20 protein-coding genes and 3 pseudogenes are annotated in these 22,090 nt (G+C 72.9%); 4 read left to right on the top strand and 19 right to left on the bottom strand.

The annotated features are described in order from the left end of the window. Nucleotides 1–3: 3 nt before the first annotated feature. The 10 genes from ACFVZW_RS28260 to ACFVZW_RS28215 all read right to left on the bottom strand — a co-directional run bounded on the left by ACFVZW_RS28260 (nucleotide 4) and on the right by ACFVZW_RS28215 (nucleotide 9,780). On the bottom strand, nucleotides 4–345 hold the full coding sequence (locus ACFVZW_RS28260; RefSeq protein WP_384526884.1) for a hypothetical protein: 342 nt from the start codon (nucleotides 343–345) through the stop codon (nucleotides 4–6). 79 nt (nucleotides 346–424) lie between these two features. After that, on the bottom strand, nucleotides 425–1,084 hold the full coding sequence (locus ACFVZW_RS28255) for an ABC transporter ATP-binding protein (protein ID WP_384526881.1): 660 nt from the start codon (nucleotides 1,082–1,084) through the stop codon (nucleotides 425–427). Nucleotides 1,085–1,329: 245 nt separating this feature from the next. Beyond that, on the bottom strand, nucleotides 1,330–2,232 hold the full coding sequence (locus ACFVZW_RS28250) for an ABC transporter ATP-binding protein (protein WP_384526921.1): 903 nt from the start codon (nucleotides 2,230–2,232) through the stop codon (nucleotides 1,330–1,332). 101 nt (nucleotides 2,233–2,333) lie between these two features. Next, on the bottom strand, nucleotides 2,334–3,170 hold the full coding sequence (locus tag ACFVZW_RS28245; protein WP_384526878.1) for an ABC transporter permease: 837 nt from the start codon (nucleotides 3,168–3,170) through the stop codon (nucleotides 2,334–2,336). Continuing rightward, on the bottom strand, nucleotides 3,163–4,155 hold the full coding sequence (locus ACFVZW_RS28240; protein ID WP_384526875.1) for an ABC transporter permease: 993 nt from the start codon (nucleotides 4,153–4,155) through the stop codon (nucleotides 3,163–3,165). Before ACFVZW_RS28240 ends, ACFVZW_RS28245 begins: the two co-directional genes overlap by 8 nt. Continuing rightward, nucleotides 4,152–5,759, bottom strand: coding sequence for an ABC transporter substrate-binding protein (locus tag ACFVZW_RS28235; protein WP_384526872.1), 1,608 nt, complete (start codon nucleotides 5,757–5,759; stop codon nucleotides 4,152–4,154). Before ACFVZW_RS28235 ends, ACFVZW_RS28240 begins: the two co-directional genes overlap by 4 nt. Nucleotides 5,760–5,857: 98 nt before the next feature. Then, nucleotides 5,858–6,934, bottom strand: a complete 1,077-nt coding sequence (locus ACFVZW_RS28230) for an acyl-CoA dehydrogenase family protein (RefSeq protein ID WP_384526869.1) — start codon at nucleotides 6,932–6,934, stop codon at nucleotides 5,858–5,860. After that, nucleotides 6,931–8,121 carry an acyl-CoA dehydrogenase family protein gene (locus ACFVZW_RS28225; RefSeq protein WP_384526866.1) on the bottom strand — a complete coding sequence of 397 codons (1,191 nt, stop codon included), beginning with the start codon at nucleotides 8,119–8,121 and terminating at the stop codon, nucleotides 6,931–6,933. Before ACFVZW_RS28225 ends, ACFVZW_RS28230 begins: the two co-directional genes overlap by 4 nt. Beyond that, on the bottom strand, nucleotides 8,118–9,086 hold the full coding sequence (locus ACFVZW_RS28220; RefSeq protein ID WP_384526863.1) for an NADPH:quinone oxidoreductase family protein: 969 nt from the start codon (nucleotides 9,084–9,086) through the stop codon (nucleotides 8,118–8,120). The genes ACFVZW_RS28225 and ACFVZW_RS28220 overlap by 4 nt, the downstream gene beginning before the upstream one ends. Nucleotides 9,087–9,195: 109 nt before the next feature. Then, entirely contained in the window at nucleotides 9,196–9,780 is a 585-nt protein-coding gene (locus ACFVZW_RS28215; protein WP_384526860.1) for a helix-turn-helix domain-containing protein, read from the bottom strand. Between the two features lie 65 nt (nucleotides 9,781–9,845). On the opposite strand from ACFVZW_RS28215, the gene ACFVZW_RS28210 reads away from it, so the two are divergent. The 3 genes from ACFVZW_RS28210 to ACFVZW_RS28200 all read left to right on the top strand — a co-directional run bounded on the left by ACFVZW_RS28210 (nucleotide 9,846) and on the right by ACFVZW_RS28200 (nucleotide 12,653). Beyond that, nucleotides 9,846–10,796 carry an NAD(P)/FAD-dependent oxidoreductase gene (locus ACFVZW_RS28210; protein WP_384526857.1) on the top strand — a complete coding sequence of 317 codons (951 nt, stop codon included), beginning with the start codon at nucleotides 9,846–9,848 and terminating at the stop codon, nucleotides 10,794–10,796. 41 nt (nucleotides 10,797–10,837) lie between these two features. Then, nucleotides 10,838–11,737, top strand: a complete 900-nt coding sequence (locus tag ACFVZW_RS28205) for an SDR family oxidoreductase (protein ID WP_384526854.1) — start codon at nucleotides 10,838–10,840, stop codon at nucleotides 11,735–11,737. 136 nt (nucleotides 11,738–11,873) lie between these two features. Beyond that, nucleotides 11,874–12,653 (top strand): VOC family protein, encoded by a 780-nt coding sequence (locus tag ACFVZW_RS28200; RefSeq protein WP_384526851.1) that lies wholly within the window; start codon nucleotides 11,874–11,876, stop codon nucleotides 12,651–12,653. 1 nt (nucleotide 12,654) lies between these two features. Here ACFVZW_RS28200 and ACFVZW_RS28195 read toward each other — a convergent pair whose 3' ends face one another. From ACFVZW_RS28195 to ACFVZW_RS28170, 6 genes are all read right to left on the bottom strand, one after another. Further along, nucleotides 12,655–13,488 carry an enoyl-CoA hydratase/isomerase family protein gene (locus tag ACFVZW_RS28195; protein WP_384526848.1) on the bottom strand — a complete coding sequence of 278 codons (834 nt, stop codon included), beginning with the start codon at nucleotides 13,486–13,488 and terminating at the stop codon, nucleotides 12,655–12,657. A gap of 84 nt (nucleotides 13,489–13,572) precedes the next feature. Next, the gene (locus tag ACFVZW_RS28190; protein WP_384526845.1) at nucleotides 13,573–14,325 is read right to left on the bottom strand and encodes a PIG-L deacetylase family protein; all 753 of its coding nucleotides are present in this window, start codon (nucleotides 14,323–14,325) and stop codon (nucleotides 13,573–13,575) included. Between the two features lie 17 nt (nucleotides 14,326–14,342). Continuing rightward, entirely contained in the window at nucleotides 14,343–15,242 is a 900-nt protein-coding gene (locus ACFVZW_RS28185; protein WP_384526843.1) for an SIS domain-containing protein, read from the bottom strand. Between the two features lie 71 nt (nucleotides 15,243–15,313). Beyond that, nucleotides 15,314–16,465 carry a GntR family transcriptional regulator gene (locus ACFVZW_RS28180; protein ID WP_384526840.1) on the bottom strand — a complete coding sequence of 384 codons (1,152 nt, stop codon included), beginning with the start codon at nucleotides 16,463–16,465 and terminating at the stop codon, nucleotides 15,314–15,316. 64 nt (nucleotides 16,466–16,529) lie between these two features. Next, nucleotides 16,530–17,828: an alpha/beta fold hydrolase gene (locus tag ACFVZW_RS28175; RefSeq protein ID WP_384526838.1), complete on the bottom strand. Its 1,299-nt coding sequence runs from the start codon at nucleotides 17,826–17,828 to the stop codon at nucleotides 16,530–16,532. A gap of 97 nt (nucleotides 17,829–17,925) precedes the next feature. Next, a complete protein-coding gene (locus ACFVZW_RS28170; protein ID WP_384526835.1) occupies nucleotides 17,926–19,383 on the bottom strand; it encodes a cellulase family glycosylhydrolase in 1,458 nt (485 codons plus the stop codon). Between the two features lie 170 nt (nucleotides 19,384–19,553). Here ACFVZW_RS28170 and ACFVZW_RS28165 point away from each other — a divergent pair. Further along, a pseudogene (locus ACFVZW_RS28165) lies at nucleotides 19,554–20,712 on the top strand (ABC transporter ATP-binding protein); the annotation flags it as partial. Here the strand turns inward: ACFVZW_RS28165 and ACFVZW_RS28160 are convergent. The 3 genes and pseudogenes from ACFVZW_RS28160 to ACFVZW_RS28150 all read right to left on the bottom strand — a co-directional run. Then, nucleotides 20,713–20,962 (bottom strand): annotated as a pseudogene (locus tag ACFVZW_RS28160) (ABC transporter permease subunit); the annotation flags it as partial. Continuing rightward, nucleotides 20,959–21,647, bottom strand: a pseudogene (locus ACFVZW_RS28155) (ABC transporter permease). The pseudogenes ACFVZW_RS28160 and ACFVZW_RS28155, both read right to left, overlap by 4 nt. A 95-nt stretch (nucleotides 21,648–21,742) precedes the next feature. Beyond that, a complete protein-coding gene (locus tag ACFVZW_RS28150; RefSeq protein ID WP_384526832.1) occupies nucleotides 21,743–21,973 on the bottom strand; it encodes a DUF6381 family protein in 231 nt (76 codons plus the stop codon). Between the last annotated feature and the right edge of the window lie 117 nt (nucleotides 21,974–22,090).

The raw sequence follows: 22,090 nt of genomic DNA, 5'->3' as shown, positions 1-22,090 counted from the left end.
GGGCTACCTCGGATCGCCGTCCGAGGTGACGTCGAAGTCGGGGGGATCGTCCTCGCCGACCGACCGACGGTTCTCCTGCCACTCCCGCACCGCGGACTTCGCCTGCTCCAGGAGTTCGACGAGGACGACGCCGGTCACCCCTTGGAGGACGACGAGGACGATCTCGGTCCCGAGGCCCATCGGGGTGCCGTGCTCGTCCGGTGTGGCCCGCTGTTCGACCCGTAACTCCCCCTTCTCGAGCTTCTCCTTCACGATCCGCTCGCGCGTCAGCCAGGTCAGCAGGGCGTCGACATCACTGCGTGATGTCTCCTGGACCGGCCTGATGCGGATCTCGTGCTTCGTCACACCCTCCCCTGGCGTCATAACTCACCATCATGGCACGGTAGTTGCCCTCAGCACGATCCACTTGCGCGGGAATTCGAGGTCAGGCCGCCACACAGTCGGACCACTCGACGGTGCGGTCGCACCAGCGGTCGAGGAGGTCGCGGTCGTGTCCGACGGCGAGCAGGCCGGCGCCGGATTCCGCGCGGTACGCCTCCACCGCGGCGACGAGGGCGGCCGTGGTCGAGGCGTCGAGCATGGCCGTCATCTCGTCGCAGACCAGCCAGCGCGGGCGCAGCACCAAGGCCCGTGCCAGGCAGGCGCGTTGGAGCTGTCCGTCGCTGACTTCGTGCGGGCGGCGCGCCAGCAGGTCGTCGGTGAGGCCGACGGTGGGGGCGAGCGCGGCGAGCCGTTCGGGGATCTCCGCGCGGCGACCGCCGGCCCGCAGGGGTTCGGCGATCAGATCGCGCAGCCGGAGCCGCGGGTCGGCGGACATCCGGGGCTGCTGGAACACCACGCCGACGGAGGTCCGCAGGGCGCGCGGGGCGCGGTGGCGCCAGCCCCGCGCCTCCTGCCCGTCGATCCTGACGCGGCCGGCATCCGGCCCGTGGAGCAGGGCGGCGACCCGGGCGAGGGTGGACTTGCCGCACCCGCTGGGGCCGAGCAGGCCGACCGACTCGCCGGGTGCGAGCGTCAGCGAGGCGCCGCGGAAGACCGGTGCGCGGCGGTCGTAGCCGGCGGTGATGGCGTCGAGTTCAAGCACGGGGCACTCCTGGTGCGACGGGAGCGAGGAGATGGCCGCGGTCCACCGCGGGCCGGCGGGAGGGCACACGCCCCGGGCCCGCGCCACGGCGCGCCTCACGGCGGAAACCGGCGGGGTCCGGCAGCGAGCAGCCGACGCGCCGGGGCGGGCACCACGGGCCCGCGCCATGGCGCACCTCACGACCGGAACCGACGAGGTCCGGCCGTGAAACGCCGATGTGCCTGCGCGGGCGCTCGGCGCGGACGTCACGCATCGGCGGTCTGTCCCACGGGGTGGTGGCAGGCCACTCCGGCGAGCGGTGCCGGCGGCGTGCCGCAGGCCTCCGTCGCCCGCGCGCAGCGAGAGGCGAACGCGCAGCCGGGCGGCAGGGCGGTCAGCTCGGGCGGCATACCCGGGATGGGGGTGAACGCGCGGTCGGGCAGGGCGTTCAGCAGACCGCGGGCGTACGGATGGCGCGGGCCCGGCTCGCCGAAGAAGCGGTGGGCGGGCGTCGTCTCGACGATCCGGCCCGCGTACATCACCGCCACCCGGTCGGCGATGCGTTCCGCGGCGGACAGGTCGTGGGTGATCAGCAGCAGCGCCCGGCCCTCGTCGGCGTGGCGGCGCAGTTCGTCGACGGTCCGCTCGACCAGGTCGCGGTCGAGGCCGGTGGTCGGTTCGTCCGCGAGCAGGAGCGGGGCGTCGCCGATGAGCGCGAGGGCGGTCGCGGCGCGCTGGGCGAGGCCGCCGGAGAGTTCGTGCGGACAGCGGTCGAGGTGGCCGGCGGGGAACGCGGCCCGTTCGGCGGCCGCCTCGGCGGCGGCGCGCCGCTCCCGGCGCGGAGCGCCGGTCAGTTCGCGGACGGTCTCCTCCAGCTGGGCGCGCACGGTCCGCACGGGCGTGAGGTGGGCCGCCGGGCTCTGCGGTACGAGTCCGACGCGCCGTCCTCGTACCGTACGGGCCAGCGTCCGCTCGTCGGCGGCCAGCAGGTCGACGTCGTCGAGCAGCGCCGAGCCGGAGGTCTCGGCATTGCCGGGCAGGAGTCCGAGGAGCGCGGAGGCGAGGACGGACTTGCCGCAGCCGCTCTCGCCGACGAGGGCGAGGCACTCCCCCGCCGCCAGGTCGAAGTCCGCGTCGGTGACGGCGGCGACTTGGCGTCCGCCGCGCATCCGGAAGCGGACGGAGAGCCCGCGCACGCTGAGGACGGCCTCGTCGGCACTCCCCCTACCTGCGCCGGTGACGGCCTCCAGGGCTCGTACGAGGCGCGGGTTCACAGCATCAGCTCCGATCGGCGGCGCGGGTTGAGCCGGTCGCGCCACACTCCGGCGAGGCCGGCGATCGCGAGTGTCGGCACGATGAGCAGCAGGCCGGGAAAGAGCGTCGGCCACCAGTCCCCGGCCAGCAGCGAGGAGCGCGCGGACTGCACGAGGTTGCCGAGGCTGGCCTGGTGGCTGGGGAGGCCGAGGCCGAGGAAGGAGAGTGCGGACTCGTGCCACATGGCGTGCGGCACCATCAGGACGGCGGCGAGCCCGGCCTGCGGCAGGACGGCGGGCAGCAGATGGCGCGCGGTCACGCGCCACCGCGAGGCGCCGCCGGAGATCGCCGCGTCGATGTAGGGGCGTGAGCGGAGCGAGAGCACCTCGGAGCGGACGATCCGGGCGGTCGAGAGCCAGTGCGTGAGGGCGACGGACACGATGACCGGCCACACGCCCGGCCGGAACATCGCCACGATGAAGATGCCGAGCAGCAGGTGCGGTACGGACGAGAAGGCGTCGACGATCCGCATCACGACCCGGTCGGTCCAGCCGCCGAGGGAGGCGGCCGCCGCGCCGACGGCGGTGCCGATGACGGTGGCGACGAGCGCGGCGACCAGGCCGACGAGGAGCGAGATCCGCAGCCCGTAGACGCAGCGCAGCAGCAGGTCGCGGCCGACGTCGTCGGTCCCGAAGGGGTGCTCCCAGGACGGCGGGAGGAGTTTCAGCGAGAGGTCGACGGCCTGCTCGTCGAGCTGGACGAGCGGCGGGACGAGGAGGACGGCGAGGAGGACCGCGCCGACGATTCCCCCGGAGGTCCACAGCCGTACGCGGCGGGCCGGCCGGTCAGCCATCGAAGCCCACCCTCGGGTCGGCGAGCCCGTACAGCAGGTCGGAGAGGAGGTTGCCGAGGAGCACGGCGGCGGTGGCGAGCACGGTGAGCGCGGCGAGCAGCGGGAAGTCGACGGAGGTCGCGGCCTGGACGGTCGCGGCGGCGATGCCGGGCCAGCTGAAGACGGTCTCCACGAGGAGGGCTCCGGTGATGAGTTCGGGGACGCGGGAGCCGACCAGGGTGAGCATGGGCAGCATTCCGGAGCGCAGGGCGTGGCCGAGCAGGACGGTCCGCTCCCGCAGGCCACGCGCGCGTGCCCCGCGTACGGGGTCCTCCTCCAGGGCGTCGCCGACGCCCTGCCTGACGTACAGGTAGAACCACGGCAGTTGGGAGACGCCGAGGACGAGGGCGGGCAGCACGAGGTGGCTGATCACCTGGTCGGCGGTGACGGTGTCGCTCGCGGTATCGGTGAGACCGCCGGCCGGCAGGGCGCCGAGCCTCAGTGCGAAGAACCAGATGGCGAGCAGCCCGAGCCAGAAGGCGGGGGCGGCTTCCAGGGTGTACGCGGCGGAGCTGACGGTCCGGTCGAGCAGGCCGCCGCGGCGGCGGCCTGCGAGGACGCCGAGGGCGGTGCCGAGGAGGATGGCGACGAGGAAGGCGGTGGCGGCGAGGAGCGCGGACCAGCCGATGCGCTCGGCGATGACGTCGGCGACGGGCTGACGCATGACGCTGGAGTCGCCGAGGTCGCCGCGCAGGGCGGCGGTGAGCCAGTCCCACCAGCGGGTGACCAGGGGCCGGTCGACGCCGAGGTTGGCGCGGAGCTGGTCGAGGTTCTCCTGCGAGGCGGTGAGTCCGGCGGTGCCGGCGTACGCCTTGACGGGGTCGAAGGGGGAGGCGTCGGCGACGGCGAAGACCGCGAAGGTGACGGCGAGGAGGACGGGGACGGCGAACAGGGCCCGCCGTCCCGTCATCCGGGCCATGGCCCCCCAGGGGAGGCGTCGGCTCACTTCTTCGTGTCCTTGGGGATCCACGTCTCGACGTTCCACCAGGGGCCGGAGGCCAGGCCGTGGTCGTGCGGCTCGATCTGGGTGGAGAGTCCGTTCCAGCTGTCGCCGACCACGTAGAGGTGGTCGATGTGGGTGAGGAAGGTGTAGCCGGGGTTCTTCACGAGCTCGCGCTGGACGGTGGCGTAGGCGGCGTGCCGCTTGACCGCGTCGTTCGTCCGGCGGCCGTCCTCCAGCGCCTTGTCGACGGCCTTGTCGTCGTACCACGCCATGTTGTTGAAGCCGTCGCCGCCGAGGGTGGACTTCAGGAGCAGGTACTGGTCGAAGTCGGGGTCGCCGGGCGAGCCGCCGCCGGCGAGGACCGCGTCGGTCTTCATCCGGGGCTCGATGACCTCCCAGGTGCCGCCCTGCGTCTTGATCTCGATGCCGGCCTTCTTGGCATCGGAGGCGTAGGCGAGGGCGTGGTCCTGGCGGAGCTTGTCGCCGGAGAGGTACCAGAGCGGGAACGTGGCCCGTACGCCGTTCTTCACGCGGATGCCGTCGGGGCCGGGCTTCCAGCCGGCCTCGTCGAGGATCTTCTGGGCCCCGGCGAGGTCGTGGCGGCGCTCGGTGCCCTTGGCGAACCACTCGCTGTCGGTGGGGACGGGTCCGTAGGCGGGCTTTCCGGCGCCTTCGAGGATCTTGTCGACCATGGCCTGCCGGTCGACGGCGACATCGAGGGCGCGGCGGACGGCGGTGTCTCCCGTGACCGTGTTGTGGGTCGGGAGCGTGACCGTCCGGTAGTCGTAGGTCTTCGCGGCGTAGGTCTTCTTCGCCTTGTCGTTCTCGAAGCCCGCGGCGAGGTTGGGCGGCAGGATGGCGGCGTCCAGGTCGCCGGCGCGGAGCCGGGTGGCGCGGACGTCGTCGTCCTTGATGATCGCCATGGTGAACTTCTTCACCCGGGGCGCGCCGTTCCAGTAGGTCGGGTTGGCCTTGAAGCTGAGCTTCTCGCCCTTGGACCAGTCGCTGAGGACGTACGGTCCGGTGCCGATCGGCTTGGTGGTGAAGGCGCCGGTGTTGACGTCCTGCTTCGCGGCGACGTGCTCGGGGGCGATGGCGTGGACGGTGCGCTCGGCGAAGGGCGCGTAGGGGTACTTGAGCCGGAAGACGACGGTGTCGTCGCCGACCGCCTCGACGCTCTCGAGGGCGTCGAGTTCGGTGCGGGAGGGGTTGTTCGTCTTCGGGTCGAGGATCGTCCGGTACGTGAAGACGACGTCCTTCGCGGTGAAGGGGACGCCGTCGCTGAAGGTCACGTCGTCGCGGAGGGTGTACGTGTAGGTGAGGCCGCCGTCGCTGATGTGGGGCAGCTTCAGGGCGAGCGCCGGCTTCAGCTTCATGTCGCCGTCGAAGGCCAGGAGGCCGTCGAAGATCTTGGAGTTGCCGTCCTTGCCGTAGCCGAGGAGGGGGCTGAGGGTCTCGGGCTCGTAGGCGATGCCGACGACCGCGGAATCCTTCGGGCCGCCGGCGCCCGCGGCGGTCCCGCCCGGGTTCGAACAGGCCGCCGCGGTGAGGGCCAGGGCTCCGGCCAGCGTCGTGGCGGCCGCGCCGCGTATGGATCGGGCGGTCATCGTGTCCACACCCCTCTTGAAGATCAACTGTTGTTGCGAACGACTCGCAATTAAACAGTATGTAAAGGGGTGCGGACACTAGGGCCCCTTACTTCCGCCTAGGCGGGAGCCGGGAGGCCGACCAGCTCGGCGACGGTGTCCTGGTGCCGCCCCGCCGAACCCAGCGCGATCTGGTCGGACTTGGCCCGCTTCAGCGCGAGGTGGGCGGGGTGCTCCCAGGTCATGCCGATGCCGCCGTGCAGTTGGACACACTCCTCGGCCGCGTGGACGGCGACCTTCGAGCAGTACGCCTGGGCCACGGCCACCGTCAGCGGGGCGTCGGGGCTGCCGGTGGCCAGCGCGTCGGCGGCGGCGCGGGCCGCCGCCCGGGCGTTCACGACCTCCAGCCAGAGCTGCGCCATCCGGTGCTTGAGCGCCTGGAAGGAGCCGACGGGCCGGTTGAACTGGTAGCGCTCGCGGGTGTGGCGGACGGTCTCCTCCAGGCACCACTCGGCGAGCCCGAGCTGCTCGGAGGCGAGGAGTCCGGCGCCCGCGAGCAGTCCGCGACGGATCGCCGTGAAGGCCGTGTCCGGGTCGGCGAGCCGGGTGCCGCTCGTCGCGTCCGTGGTGACCGCCGCGAGCGGCCGGGTCAGATCGAGCGGGGTCTGCGCCTGGACCGTGGCCTCGGCGGACGGGACCGCGTACAGCCCGTCGGCACGGAGCACGAGCAGGGCGTCCGCCGCGGCCGCGTCCGCGACGCCCGCCACCCGGTCGGTGGTCGGCGGCTCCGCGCCGGGGTCCGCCGAGAGCGGAACGGCGAGCACCGCCACCGTCCGGCCGCCCGCGAGACCGGAGAGCAGCTCCGCGACCGGGGCGCTCTCCGTGTCCAGCGCGAGCAGGGTCTCCGTCGCCACCACGGCACTGGTGAGGTACGGCGCCGGGGCCACCGCCCGCCCCAGCTCCTCCAGGACCACGGCCGCCTCACGGTGGCTCGCGCCCTGCCCGCCGAGCTTCTCGGGCACGAGGAGTCCGGCCGCGCCCATGTCGCCGGCCAGCGACTTCCAGAGGCCGGGGACGTACGGATCACCGCTCTCGATCCGGCCGAGCACCACGCTCGGGTCCGCACGGTCGGTGAGCAGGGAGCGGACCGCCGCCCGCAGGTCGTCCTCGGTCTCGGAGTAGAGCAGATCAGTCATCGCGCGAGGTCCTTCCAGGCGACGTCCTTGTCGTTGCGGGGCTCGGCGGGCAGGCCGAGGACGCGTTCGGCGACGATGTTGAGCAGGACCTCGGTCGTACCGCCCTCGATCGAGTTGCCCTTGGAGCGCAGATAGCGGTAGCCGGCGTCCCGGCCGGTGAAGTCGACGAGCTCGGGGCGGCGCATGGTCCAGTCCCCGTACAACAGCCCTTCCTCACCGAGGAGTTCGACCTCCAGGCCGCTGATGGCCTGGTTGAGCCGGGCGAAGCCCAGCTTCATGGCACTGCCCTCGGGGCCGGGCTGTCCGGCGACGAGCTGCTGACGCAGCCGCTCGCCGGTGAGCCGGGCCACCTCGGAGTCGACCCAGAGGTCGAGCAGCCGCCGGTGCAGCTCGTGGGTGCGCAGCTCGGGGCGCTCGCGCCAGGTCGTGGAGACCGGCCCGATCATCCCGCCCTCGCGGGGGATGCGGGCGCCGCCGATGGAGACCCGCTCGTTCATGAGCGTGGTCTGCGCGACGCGCCAGCCGTCGCCGGTCTCGCCGAGCCGGTGGGCGTCGGGGATGCGGACGTCGGTCAGGAAGACCTCGTTGAACTCGGCCTCTCCGGTGATCTGCCGCAGGGGCCGGACCTCGACGCCGGGGTCGGTCATGTCGCAGATGAAGTAGGTGATGCCCCGGTGCTTGGGCAGGTCCGGGTCGGTACGGGCGATGAGGATGGCCCAGCGGGCGACGTGCGCGCTGGACGTCCACACCTTCTGACCGTTCACCACCCAGTGGTCGCCGTCGCGGACGGCACGCGTGCCGAGCGCCGCGAGGTCGGATCCCGCGCCCGGCTCGCTGAAGAGCTGGCACCACACCTCCTCGCCGACCCAGAGCGGCTTGAGGAAGCGCTGCTTGACCTCGTCGGAGCCGTAGGCGAGGACGGTCGGCGCGGCCATGCCGAGGCCGATGCCGATCCGGCGGGGGTCGTTGTCGGGGGCGCCGGCGGCGGCCAGTCCGGCGTCGACGACGGCCTGGAGGGAGCGCGGGGCGTCGAGGCCGCCGAGGCCCACGGGGTAGTGGACCCAGGCGAGTCCGGCGTCGAAGCGGGCCCGGAGGAAGTCCGTGCGGTCGGTGGTGGCGGGCGGGTGCTCGGCGAGCAGCCGCGCGGTCCGCGCGCGCAGCGCCTCGGCGTCGATCGGGGCGGTCATCGGGCGGCCCCTTCCGGAAGGACGACCAGACGGCCGGTGGTGACGCCCTCGGAGACCCGCTGTACGGCGTCCGCCGCGCCGGCGAACGGCACCCGCTCGCTGACCAGCGGCTTGATCAGGCCCTTGGCCGCGTACTCGGTGAGGGTCTCGTGGCAGCGCAGGATCGCGGCCGGGTCCTTCAGGTTGTAGAGGCCCCAGTGGAGTCCGACGATCGAGTAGTTCTTGACGAGGGCGTGGTTGAGCGCGGGCGAGGGGATGGCCCCGCTCGCGAAGCCGACGATCACGATGCGGCCCTCGAAGGCGACCACCTTGGCGGACTGCGCGTATGCCGCGCCGCCGACGGGGTCGTAGATCACGTCGGCGCCCCGGCCGCCGGTGGCCTCCTTGACGGCGGCGATGACGTCCTCGGAGTGCCGGTCGACGACGACGTCGCAGCCGAGCGCGCGGGCGACCTCGGCCTTCTCCGCGCCGCCGACGACGCCGATGACGGTGGCGCCGGCGGCCTTGCCGAGCTGGACGGCGGCGCTGCCGACACCGCCCGCGGCGGCGTGGACGAGGAGGGTCTCGCCCTCCTTCAGGGCGGCGCGGCGGTGCAGGCCGAACCAGCCGGTCTGGTAGCCGATGTGGAGCGCGGCCGCCTCGGCGTCGTCGAGGGCCTCGGGCGCGGGGAGCAGGGCCGCCGCGTCCGCCACCGCGTAGTCGGCGAGTCCGCCGTACGGGAGGGCGGGGGTGGCGATGACCCGGCGACCGTCCTCGGTCTCGCCGCAGATCTCCACGCCGGGGGTGAAGGGCAGCGGGGGCCGCACCTGGTACTGGCCCCGGCAGAGCAGGGCGTCGGGGAAGTTGACGTTGGCCGCGCGCACCTTGAGGAGCAGCTGCCCCTCGCCGGGTGTCGGCGTGTCCACCTCGTCGAGCTGCATCACCTCGCCCGGCTCGCCGTTCTCGTGCACTCGCCATGCCTGCATCGCGGTCCTCCACCAGCCGTCGTCCGTACTGCGCGGTCGGTCGCATACTAAGCGGTCGCTTGTGCCTGGTGGAACCGTCCGCCGGGTACTTCTTCCGCCCGGGACTCCGTCAGGACGCCTTGGGCCGCGCCCTCACGTGCATCCGCTCGCCCTGTGGCCCGAACAGGCTCAGGAACTCCACCGGGCCGTCGGCCGTCGGCCCGAACCAGTGCGGCACGCGCGTGTCGAACTCGGCCGCCTCCCCCGCGCCGATGACCACGTCGTGCTCGCCGAGGACGAGCCGCAGCTTCCCGGAGAGGACGTAGAGCCACTCGTACCCCTCGTGGACCCGCTGCTCCACCACCGCATCGGCCTTCTCCTGCACGATCTTGTACGCCTGGAGGCCGCCCGGCTGGCGGGTCAGCGGATACATGGTCCGGCCGTGTCGCACGATCGGCTTCGCGCGCACCCGGGGATCGGCGACCGGCGGTGCGCCGACCAGTTCGTCGAGCGGCACCTGATGGGCCCGGGCGATGGGCAGCAACAGCTCCAGGCTCGGCTTGCGCTGCCCGGACTCCAGTCGGGAGAGCGTGCTCACGGAGATCCCGGTGGAGGCGGACAGGTCCCCCAGCGTGGCGCCGCGCTCGCGCCGGATGCGGCGCAGCCGCGGGCCGACCTCGTTCAGTACGTCGTCGATGCGTTCGTCGTCGGTCATGGATTCCATTTGCGGAAACGGCAAGAGCATTTGTCAAGCGCGCGAGTCCGGGCGAGGGTCGAGGCATGGACACGAACGAGCGGTACGACGCGGTGGTGGTGGGCGGTGGCGCGGCGGGGCTGAGCGCGGCCCTGGTCCTCGGGCGGTCACGGCGGAGGACCCTGGTGATCGACGCCGGCGAGCCTCGCAACGCCCCGGCCGCCCGTATGCACGGTTTCCTCTCCCGGGACGGGATGAGCCCGGCGGACTTCCTGGAGGCCGGGCGTCGGGAGATCGCCGCGTACGGGGTGGAGTGGACGGCGGGGCGTGTGACGGCGGCGGTGCCGGACGGCGCCGGCGGTTTCGGGGTGACCGTGGACGACGGCCGTCGGATCGAGGCGCGCCGGCTCGTCGTGACCACCGGTCTGGTGGACGAGCTGCCGGAGATCGACGGCGTCGCCGAGCGGTGGGGCCGCGATGTGCTGCACTGCCCGTACTGCCACGGCTGGGAAGTCCGCGACCGGGCCTTCGGGGTGATCGCGCATCCGGTGATGGGGGTCCATCAGGCCCTGGTCGTCGCGCAGTGGTCCGACGACGTGACGCTCTTCCTGCACACCGCCGACGAGCCCTCGGAGGGGGACCGGGCCCGGGTGGCGGCGGCCGGAATCGAGGTCGTGACGGGCGAGGTGGCCGGTCTGGTCGTCGAGGACGACCGCTTCACGGGCGTGCGCATGGCGGACGGCCGCGTCGTCGCGCGTGACGTGCTCTTCGTCGGGCCGCGCATGACGCCCCGGGACGGCCTGCTCACCGCGCTGGGCGCCACGACGCGCGAGACGCCGCTCGGCCCGTTCTTGGCGGTGGACGAGACCGGGCGGACCAGCGTGCCGGGTGTCTGGGCGGCGGGGAACGCGATCGGCGCCCAGGAGCAGGTCGTCAACGCGGCGAGCGGGGGCTACCGGGCCGGCGTGGCGATCAACATGGAGCTGATCACGGAGGATCTGGACCACAAGGTCGCGGCCGCGGTGTCCGGACGCTGACGGGTCTTCAGTTCTCGTCCTTCCCGCGCTATCGATGCGGCATGACCGACGAAGCGCAGGACCTGCCGGGACTGCCCGCTCCTCCCCCGCTCGGCGCGAGCGCGCTGCCACCGGGGACGTACGAGGGGCGGGTGGTCCTGGTGACCGGGGGCGGATCGGGGCTGGGGAGGGCGATCGCGGCGGAGTTCGCCCGGCTCGGCGCGGAGCTGCTGATCGTCGGGCGTACGGCCGCCAGGCTGGAGGCGGCGCGGGACGAGCTGGGCGGGATCGGCGGGAGGCGGGTGGCGACCGCGGTCTGCGACATCCGCGACGCCGAGGCCGTCGCCGGGGTCTTCTCCTCCTGCGAGGCGACGCTCGGCTCCCGCCCGGACGTCCTGGTCAACAACGCGGCGGCCAACTTCCCCGTACCGGCCGAGGAGTTGTCGCCGAACGGCTGGCGCGCGGTCGTCGACATCACGCTCACGGGCACCTGGTTCATGACCCGGGAGTTCGCCCGCCGCCATCTCGCGGCGGGGACGCCGGGGTCGGTGGTCAACGTGGGGGCCTCGTACGCCTGGACCGGCGGCCCGGGCTTCGCCCACTCGGCGGCGGCGAAGGCCGGGGTCAAGAACCTGGTGGAGACGCTGGCCGTGGAGTGGGGACCGTACGGGATCCAGGTCAACGGCCTGGTGCCGGGGCTGATGCCGCACCAGGACATGACGTCCGACATCCGGGGCGCCCTCGACCGGGCGTCCCACCAGGACTCCAGGCAGCCCGCGCTCCGCGTGGGGTACCCGCGCGAGCTGGGCTGGGCGGCGACCTTTCTGGCCTCCCCGTACGCCCGGTTCGTCTCCGGGCACACGCTGGTCGTCGACGGCGCCAACTGGCAGCGCCGGGCGCTGGTCAACGATCCCGTGGTGCCGGTGCGCGAGCAGCTGGGGCGGGGGCGGTTCGGGGAGTGACGCGCGCGGGTCCGCGCGGATCGCGCTGGTCCACGCGGATGAACACGGGCGCCTGCGGCTGCGGGGGCGGGGCCGAGCGTGGAGGATCGGCGAGGGTGGCCGGACGACCTCCAGACGCGGAAAGGCAGGGCACGACATGCTCGGTACGGACTTCACCAAGGGCTCCCCCAGCTGGATCGACCTCGGCAGTCCCGACACGGCGGTCGCCGCCGGGTTCTACACCGCCGTCTTCGGCTGGGAGTTCGCCTCGGCAGGCCCGGACGCCGGCGGCTACGGCTTCTTCCAGCAGGACGGCCGCACGGTCGCCGCGCTCGGGCCGCTGACCGAGGAGGGTGCGAGTTCCGCCTGGACCGTGTACTTCCAGACACCGGACGCCGACGCCACGGCCAAGACCGCGCAGAGCGCCGGAGGCCGGGTGCGCGCGGAGCCCTTCGACGTGATGGACGCCGGGCGGATGGCCCAGCTGACCGACCCGGGCGGCGCCGATTTCGCGGTGTGGCAGCCGGGCTCGGTGAAGGGTGTGGAGAAGACCTCCGAGGACAACACGCTGTGCTGGGCGGAGCTGCACGTCCCCGATCCGCGGGCCGCCGTGGAGTTCTACGGCAAGCTGTTCGGCTGGCGCTCGCAGGACATGGACGCGCCGGGGATGACCTATCGGGTGCTGTCCACGGCCGAGGGCGACCAGCAGGACGCCTCGTTCGGCGGGATCGCCGAGCTCCAGGAGGGCGGGGACCACGCGCGCTGGATCCCGTACTTCGCGGTGGCGGACGTGGACGACACGGCGGTGCGGGCGCAGGGCAACGGCGGCTCGGTCCTCATGCCTGCGGCGGACATCCCCGACGTGGGCCGGATCGCCTGGCTCGCCGACCCCTTCGGTGCCCCCTTCGCCGTCCTCAAGCCGGCCCCGCAGGGGTGACTCAGCCGCCCTCGAAGTGCGGGGGCCTGCGGGCCGCCTTCGCCGCGTAGCCCTCGCGGGCGTCGTCCGACGCGAGGGTGAGCGCCGCGGCGAGGGCGGTGCGGTCGAGGCTCGCGGCCATGGCGTGGTCGGCGTAGGCGTCGATGTTCCGCTTGACGGCGCGGACGGCGAGCGGCGCGTTCGCCGCGATGGCGGCCGCGGTCTCGCGGGCGGTGCGGTCCAGCTCGTCGCGCGCCGTGACGAGCTGGACGAGCCCGAGCCGCTCGGCGGTGGCGGCGTCGATGCGGCGGCCGGTGAGCGCGAGGTACTTGGCCCAGCCGGCACCCGCCTCGCGGGCGATCCTCAGATCCCCTCCCGCGTCGACGGCGACACCGAGGCCCGCCTCGGGCAGGGCGAAGACGGCGTCGTCGGCGGCGATCCGGACGTCCGCCATCAGGGCGAGTTCGAACCCGAAGCCGAGACAGTACCCCTGGACGGCGGCCACGACCGGCTGGGGCAGCCGGGCGAAGACGGCGAAGCGCTCATGGACCCAGCGGATGCCCTCGTCGTACCTCTGGATCCGCTCGGCGACCGTGCGCCCGGTGATCCCGCCGCCGGGTGCGGTGACATCGATCCCGGCACAGAACGCCCGCCCCTCGGCCCGCAGCAGCACGACCCGCACGCTCGCGTCGAAGCGAATCCGGTCGGCCATCAGGCCGAGCTGCCGACTGGCCTCCCAGCTCCACCCGTTGAGCTTCTCGGGCCGACAGAGACTGAGCACCCCGACGCCGTCCTCGACGACGAGGCTGAGTCGCTCCTCGCCGTCCGGGATCTCTCTGTCGAGCGTGTCGATCACCGCGCACCCCCTGCATTCTGACGGATCGTCAGGTTAGGTGCTGTGCGCCGTCGGCGGAAGGCCGCCCGCCCCGGTGGACGGTCCTCAGCGGGAGAAGAGCTCGAAGGCGACGGCCGGTCGGCCGCCGTAACGCGGTGCGAAACGCTGGTTGTTGCCGTCCAGGAACGTGCGGACGTAGGACTCCGGGTCCTCGTCCGTCAGGGCCTCGATATAGGCGCGGTGGGCCAGGAGCGACTGGACGGCGCGCTCTTCGCCGGGGGTGGCGTCGACCGCGTGGGTCGGGGTGTTCGAGCCGGCGACCGCCACCCAGCGGACGCCGTTCCACGGCTCCAGCCCCTGCTCGGTCAGTTCGGGGAAGATCCATCGGTTGCCCGCGTCGCCCGCCGCGTCCAGCGTCGCGCGGCCGACGGCCACGTGGTCCGGGGTGTTCCAGAAGCCGCCGACGCCCGTGCCCCAGGTGTCGCGGTGGTTCAGGGTGACGACCAGTTCGGGACGGTGCCTGCGGATCGCCGCCGCGATGTCGCGGCGCAGGCCCAGTCCGTACTCGATCACACCGTCCCGGTGGTCCAGGAACTCCACCGTCGGCACCCCGACGACAGCCGCGCTCGCCCGCTGCTCCTGCTCGCGCAGCGGGCCGCATGCGGCGGGGTCGAGCGTGTCGATGCCCGCCTCGCCGCGGGTGGCGAGGACGTAGACGACCTCCTTGCCCTCGTCCGTCCAGCCGGCGACGGCCGCGGCGCAGCCGTACTCGAGGTCGTCCGGGTGGGCGACCACGGCGAGCGCGCGCCGCCAGTCACCGGGCATGTCTTCGAGTTGCGTGGTGCTCGTGTCGATCATGCGCGCAGGATACGACCTCAGACCCGGATCGCTCCGGAAAGGATCACCGAGCGCGACGCATGGCGGGGGCGGTCCGGGTTGAGCCCGCGCCGCACCGCGAGCGTGACGGCGAGTCGCTGGGCACGCACCAGCGCGGCGACGGGATCGATGGCGTCGGCGGCGAACAGCGCCCCGGTGGCCTCCACTTCGTCCCGCAGCCCGGCCGGCGCCGGGCCCAGGCAGCACACGAGGCTGGACCGGTCGCTGATGATGATCGGCCCGTGGCGGTACTCCATCGCCGCGTACGACTCCGTCCAGGCGCGCGCCACGCCGCGGAGCTTGTGCGCGGCCTCGTCGGCGAGTCCGACCGTCCAGCCCGTGCCGAGGAAGGTGAACTGGCGGCGCTGCTCCCAGGCCGTCGGCAGCGGTTCGTACAGGGCCAGTTCGGCGTCGACGATCGAGGGGGTCAGGTCCACCCCGAGCCCCGCGCGCAGCAGTTGGAGGGCCGTGGTGGCGAACCGGGTCTGGGCCACGGAGCGCTCGTCGGCGTAGTCGAGGCCGATCACCCGGTCCGCGTGGTGCGCGGCGCGACTGTCCGGGACGCCGGTCAGGGCGAGGGTCGGGATGCGGCCCGCGGCCCGGGCGAGGAGCGTCGCGACCTCGGTCGTCGAGCCGGAGCGGGTGAGCGCGACGATCCGGTCGTAGCCCCGCCCGAGCGGGGTCTCGTCGGAGGCGGGGAAGGCGTCGGTCTCGCCTTGGCCCAGGGATTCGCGCAGGGCCGCGTAGGCGCGGGCGATGAAGTACGAGGTGCCGCAGCCGACGACCGCGATCCGCTCACCGCGCCGGGGCAGCAGATCGGCGTGGTCCGCGGCCGTGTCGGCGGCGCGCCGCCAGCAGTCGGGCTGGCTGGCGATCTCGGCACTGACGTGGGTGGTCATGTCCGGGTCCTCTCCTCATGGGTGGTCCGGACCGAGTTCTATCCTCCCCGCCACGAGCGAACAATGAGCAATCAGGACTCACTTCTTGGACTTTTGCGCCCGCTCGTGCCCTGCGCAGCGCCGCCGCAGGAGGCGCGGACGACGAGCCGGGGCCGCAGCCGCACCTGGTGCAGCGGGGAGGCGTCGCCGTCGGAGAGCCGGCGCAGCAGGATCTGCGCCGCGAGCCTGCCGACCTGGAACTTGGGCGGTGAGACGGCTGTCAGCGGGGTCTCGGCGACGTCCGCGAACTCGTTGTCGTAGCTGATCAGGGCGAGGTCCTCGGGGACCCGCAGCCCGGCGCGGCGGGCGGCGGCGAGCACGAGCGCCGCCTCCCGGTCGCCGAAGCAGAGCCCGGCGGTGACCCCCGCTCGCCGCAGCTCGGCGATGGCGCGGTCGGCCCGTTCGGGGTTCCAGCCGTCCGGCTCGTCCCGTACGCGCACCGGCTCGTGGAGGCCGAGGTCGGCGACGGCCCGGTCGAAGCCTGATTCGATGGGCGCGCTGGTGGGCGCGTCGGTGCGGACGAGGAGCGCCAGCCGTTCGTGGCCGAGGGCCCCCAGATGGCGTACGGCGTCGTAGGCGCCGCCCTCGTGGTCGGTGCAGACGTGTTCGGTGGGGTCGCCGGGGCCGTACGCGGCGAGCCGGCGCTCGACGAGCACCGACGGGACGGGCAGCGCGAGGAGTTCGTCGGCGCGCCGGCCCGGGTCGGCGGCGGTGTGCAGGGAGGGGACGAGCAGCAGCCCGTGCACGCCGGAGGAGAGCAGCCGCCGGACGGCGGCGTCCTCCTCGTCGGGGTCGTAGTGCGAGCAGGCGAGGACGAGCCGGGCGCCGGCCGCGGCGAGTTCCCGTTCGATGCCCTGGAGGACGCGGGGGTAGTAGAAGGCGGTGTCGGGGACGAGGACGCCGACGATCCTGCGGTCGGTGGCGGTCGCCTCCTCCCCGTCCGGTCGCTGTGCGGCGAAGGTCCCCGCGCCCTGGCGGCGTTCGACGAGGCCGAGGGCGACGAGGTCCTCGTACGCGCGGCGGACCGTGGTCACGGAGAGGCCGGTCTCCGTCGCCAGGGCCCGCTCGGTGGGGAGCTTGGAGCCGGGTGGCCAGGTGCCGTCGAGGATGCCCCGGCGCAGCTCGGCCATCAGGGCGCGGAACTTGAGCTCCCGTCCGGAGGCCGGTACGTCGTTCCCCGCCATACCGGCCTCCCGCGTGCGCACCTCGATTGCTGCCCGATTGCGCGGCAAATCCTATCGTCGAGGGTCAGATCTCGCCCCGGGCGAGCGCGAGGAGCCGGTCCAGGACGCGGGGGCCTCCGGCCCGGACGCCGTCGTGCTCGAACTCGTCCGTGACCCACGTCCGCAGGCCCCGGATCGCGCGGGCGGTCTCCAGGGAGTGGGCGGTGTCCACGTACAGGTCGTCGTGGTAGACGGCCGCGGCGACCGGCACCTCGTTGGCGGCGAGGCGGGCCGGGTCGTAGAGCGGCGCCCAGTCCTTGCGTTCGGCGAGCAGCCGGGCGGTCTCGCGCAGCGGGCGCAGCGCGGGGTCGGTCTCGAAGTGCCAGGGGTGGACGGTCTCGCCGGTGAAGAGGAGCGGCGCGTCGCCCGCCAGGGACTTCTCCGCGTCGAACTCCGGGAACTCGGCGCGGACGCGTTCGGCGGCCCAGGCGGTGGGTCCCTGCCCCTGGGCGTAGATCGCCTCGTGGAGCAGCGCGTAGAGCGGGTGTCCGGCGTACGAGAGGGCGGCCTGGACGTTCTCCAGGAAGGCGTCCGAGAGCGCGGGCCCCGCGGGTGTCTCGACGAAGGCGTCCTCCAGGAGGAAGTGGAGCTGGTGGGTGCCCTCGCCGCTGCCGAGGAGGATGCCGAGGCACTGGAGGGCGGCCGGGGTGAGCCGTCCGCCGGACGGGAGGGTGACCTCGTGCGCTTGCAGGTGGGCGGCGATCCGGCGGGCGCGGTCGACGTCCTGGGGGTAGCGGGCGTAGTGGGCCTCCACCTTGCGGCGGATGCGGGGATAGGCGGCTCGGTAGACCTCGTCGGCGGTGGCGTGCAGGGACGGCAGTCCGCCGGTGATCAGGACCGTCCGCAGCCCCTCGGGCGCGACGGACAGGTAGTGGGTGGCGCAGAAGCCGCCGAAGCTCTGGCCGAGGACGGTCCAGCGGGCCCCGCCGGTGAGCCGCTTCCGGATCAGTTCGCAGTCCTGGACGATCGAGTCGGCCCGGAAGTGCGCGAGGTAGTCGGCCTGCCGCCCCGGGGTGCCGCGCAGGGGCAGGGTCTGGCGGTTGGCGGGAGTGGAGTTGCCGGTGCCGCGCTGGTCGAGGAGGAGGACGCGGAACTCCTGGACGGCCCGGCCGAGCCAGGCCTGGCGGCCGATGAAGCGGCGGGCCCCGAAGCCGGGCCCGCCCTCCAGGTACACCAGCCACGGCAGGTCGTCCCCGGACCTGTCGCTCGCGACGGCCTCACGGCCGTAGACCTCGATCTGTTCGCCCTCGGGATCCGCGTGGTCGAGCGGCACGCTGAAGCGGCGGTCGGTGAGGACGAGGCCGGGCTGGCGGTAGCTGGTCAATGCTGCTCCTGTTCGATACGCCCCCGCCCGCCCAGTGGATCACAGGGCGCGGGACGGGGGCGCGTCGAGAGGGGTCAGGAGGTGTTCCGGGAGGGGGTCAGGAGGTGGGGAAGTCGTCCGCGGACCTGATCCGGTCGCGGATCCAGACGCCGGCCTCCTTCAGGGACGAGGTGCCCGTCCAGGGACCGTTGTTGTCGCAGGTGCCGGTCTTGAAGACGGCGCCCGAGCGGTGGTCGTCGGAGAAGTTCCAGTTGACCCAGCTGATCTTCTTGGCGGCCATCAGGTCGATGTACTTCTGGGACATCGTGAAGTCGTTGGCGCCCTCACCGGCGTAGTCCTGGGTGCCGAACTCGGTGACGAACATCGGGATCCGGTCGGCGGCCCGGGAGAGGGTGTCCAGGTACTCCTCGCGGTGGGACATGGCGTAGAAGTGGAACGTGTACATGACGTTGGTGGCGTTGACCGGGTTGTTGACGACCTCGGTCTCGTCGCCGCCGTTCGAGACGCCCAGGGAGGACCAGGCGCGGGTGCCGAGCAGGATCGGGGCGTTGCCGTCGATGTTCCGGATGACCGGGACGATCTGCTCGTGGTAGCTCTTGATCCTCGACCAGGTCACGCTGTCGCCGTTGGGCTCGTTGGCGACCTCGTAGAGGATGTTGTTCTTGTCCTTGTGCCGGTTGGCGATGTCCGTGAAGAAGCGCTTGGCGTTGGCCAGGTTGGCATGCGGGTCGCCCGGGTCGAGCATGTGCCAGTCGACGATCACGTACATGCCGCGCGCGGAGGCCTGGTCGATCAGGGTGTGGGCGAGGTTGGTGAACTTCACCGGATCGGTCTCCCAGCCGTCCTCCTGGACGTACGTGGAGACGCGCAGGACGTCGGCCTTCCAGTCCTTGGCGAGCGCGTCGAGCGAGCCTCCGGTCAGACACTGGCTGTACCACTGGGTGCCGTGGCTGGACATGCCGCGCAGCTGGATGGGCTTGCCGTACTGGTTGCAGAGCTTGGTGCCGCAGACCTTCAGCTGACCGTTGACGGCTGCCGGGGTGTCGACGACGGGCGCGGCGGTGTCGACCTTGAGGTGGTCGACGTTGGGGCCGCCGTTCGCGGTGGTCGCGGTGGCGCGGATCGTGTTGGCGCCGGCCTTGAGGTTCGCGGTGATCGTGGTGGTGGTCCAGCTGGTCCAGGCGCCGGTGCCCCCGAAGGCCTTGCCGGAGGCGGCGACCGCGCCGTTGACGGAGATGTCCATCGGGCGGTTGGCGGTGCTGCCGTTGGCGTAGCGCAGGGTGAGGGTCGCGGTGCCGGCCTGGGCGGCGTTGACGCTCCACTGGATGTAACTGCCGTCGGCGTTTTCGTAGTTGACGAATCCCGAGCCCGTGTAGCCGGTGTGGTTGGACTCGACCGCGCCGCGGGAGACCGTGGCGGTCTCCGCCTCATGGGTGACGGGGGCGGCCACCGCCGGGGACGGTGCGGCGGCGAGGCCCAGGAGCAGGGCGGTCACCGCGGTGCCGGCGGCACCCAGTGAGCGCAGATGAAGACGTGCCGATCGTGCCGATGTCATGGGGGTCTCCCGGAACGATGGATTGGAAGGAAAGTTTCCTAACGGATGAATAGCAGTCCGACGGAGAGACTCGCAAGGGTCATGACAAGAGACGGAGTTCAGCGGGCTGTCGGGCCCCGGACGGTCCCGGCCCCCGTGCGCGCCGCCCCCGAGGCTCCTAGCGTGGGTCCATGATCCGGTTCGAGCAGGTCGGCAAGGTGTACGCGGACGGCACCACGGCCGTCGACGACCTGTCCTTCGACGTCGCCGAGGGCGAACTGGTCACTCTGGTCGGCCCGTCCGGTTGCGGCAAGACGACGACGATGATGATGGTCAACCGACTCATCGAGCCCACGTCCGGCCGGATCCTGGTCGACGGGGAGGACATCGCGAAGGTCGATCCGGTCAGGCTGCGCAGGAACATCGGTTACGTGATCCAGCAGGTCGGGCTCTTTCCGCATCGGACGATCCTCGACAACACCGCGACCGTGCCCTCGCTGATCGGCTGGAAGAAGGCCCGGGCACGCGCCCGCGCCGCCGAACTCCTCGACCTGGTCGGCCTCGACCCCCAGGTCTACGGCGGGCGCTATCCGGCCCAGCTCTCCGGCGGACAGCGCCAGCGCGTCGGCGTGGCCCGCGCGCTCGCCGCCGATCCGCCGGTGCTCCTCATGGACGAACCCTTCGGCGCGGTCGACCCGGTCGTCCGCGAGCACTCCAGAACGAGTTCCTGAACCTCCAGGCCACCGTGCGCAAGACCGTCCTCCTGGTCACCCACGACATCGAGGAGGCGACCCGGATGGGCGACCGGATCGCCGTGTACGGGCAGGGGCGCATCGAGCAGTTCGACACGCCGGCGGCGGTGCTCGGCACCCCCGCCACGCCGTACGTCGCCCAGTTCGTCGGAGCGGATCGGGGCCTCAAGCGTCTCTCGGTCACCGAGATCGAAGCGGACGACCTGGAACAGCCGCCGGTCGCCCGCCTGGACGAGCCCGCCGCGGACGCGGCGGCACGGCTGCGCGCCGAGGGGCCCGCTGGGCGGTGGTCCTCGGCGGCGACGGCGACCTGCACGGCTGGGTGGCCGCCGACGCCCTCGACCTCGCCGGCCACGGGGGCACGGTGGGCGACCTGGCCCGTCGGATGGACGCCTTCGTGTCGGTGGGAGCCCCGCTGAAACAGGCGTTCAGCGAGATGCTCCAGCACGACGCGGGCTGGGTGGCGGTCCTCGACGGCCCGCGTTTCGTCGGCGTCCTCACCCCCGCCAAGCTGCACGAGGCGCTACGGCGTTCGGTGGACGCCGAGGCTCGGGGAGTCGGGCGGGGGGAGGTCGACTTCGACTCGGTGGCGGACGCCGGCGGCGATACGGACGCCGGTGAGGATCAGCGGGAGCGCGAGCGGCACCTCGACCCGGAACAGCATCTGCGAGCCGGTCATGCCCATCCCCCGCGCGGCCCGTACGACATCGGCGTCGACGCCCCGCATCCCGACGTACGCGTTGGTGAGCAGCGGTGGGGTGCTCGGCGAGCCGGTGCCGGACCCCGTTGTCGCCGGACCAGTTGGCGGCCGTGGTGAGCCACTCCCAGGTGGCGGAGAGGATGTTCACGCGGCCTGCCCGCGGGGCCGTGCCGTCCACGGCGTGAGCAGCCGTTGCAGACCGAGCAGCAGCAGGTCGGCCACGACGGCGATGATCACGCAGAGGACGGAGGCCGTGAGGACCTGCGCCTTGAAGTAGGTGTTCATCCCGGAGTAGATGAGGTTGCCGAGGCCGCCGTGTCCGACGATCGCGCCGATGGTGACGAGGGAGACGGCGGAGACGGTGGCGATGCGCAGCCCGGCCATCGCGGCGGGGAGCGCGAGCGGCAGTTCGACGGCGAGCAGCAGACGAACGGGCCCGTACCTCATGCCACGTGCCGCCTGCCGGTGTCCTCGGGGACGGCGCGGAGGCCGGCCAGGATGTTCCGCACGAGCAGGGTGAGGGAGTAGAGCACGAGCCCGGCGAATACGAGCGAGGCGCTGAGGCCGTACAGGGGCAGGAGCAGCGAGAACATCGCGAGGGACGGGATCGTGTACAGGATCGTGGTGACCCCGAGGACCGGGCCGGCCGCCCAGCGCCATCGCCGGGCCAGGACGGCGAGGGGCACGGCGAGCAGCAGCGCCAAGGCGACGGAGATCGCGGTGATCTCCAGGTGCTGGACGACGGCGTCGCCGAGGATCTCGCTCCGGGAGGACAGATAAGCGCCGCAGACCCACTCGTTGCGCGCGAGGCAGTCGTCCGGAGGCGCGGTCATCCCCCCATTCCATGCGGCGGCCCGGCCGGCGCATGCGGGACCGGGCCGTTCGGGCCATCTCCGTCACAGCCGGAACAGCGCTCCCCCGGGACCGCCTAGCCGGGGTACCTCTCGTGGAGATCGTCGGGCCAGGGCTCGTGCTCCTCGCTCAGGGCCCGTTCGCTGCGCTCCTTGAGCCGTTCGCCCCGCTCCCGCAGGCGGGCGGCCTCCTCGGCGTCGGTGCTGCGCCGTGCCCGCTGCAGCAGGTTCTCCGCCTTGTCGCGCTGGTACTGGGCATGGGCGTGGGCGGCCTCGCCCTCACGTCCGCCGCTGTCGTGTGCGGTCATGATGTGCCTCCTCGGGCGGCGGCTTCCCCCGCCGCGCACGGAGAAACGCGCAGGCCCGTACGCGTACCGGGGGGCGCCCCCACCCCCAACAGCGGCGGGGCGGGGGCGGGGCGGGGC

It is taken from the genome of Streptomyces sp. NPDC059567 (assembly GCF_042735655.1).
Classification (GTDB): domain Bacteria; phylum Actinomycetota; class Actinomycetes; order Streptomycetales; family Streptomycetaceae; genus Streptomyces.
Note: the sequence above shows the minus strand (reverse complement) of the source record. Positions and strands in the feature narration are given on the sequence as shown.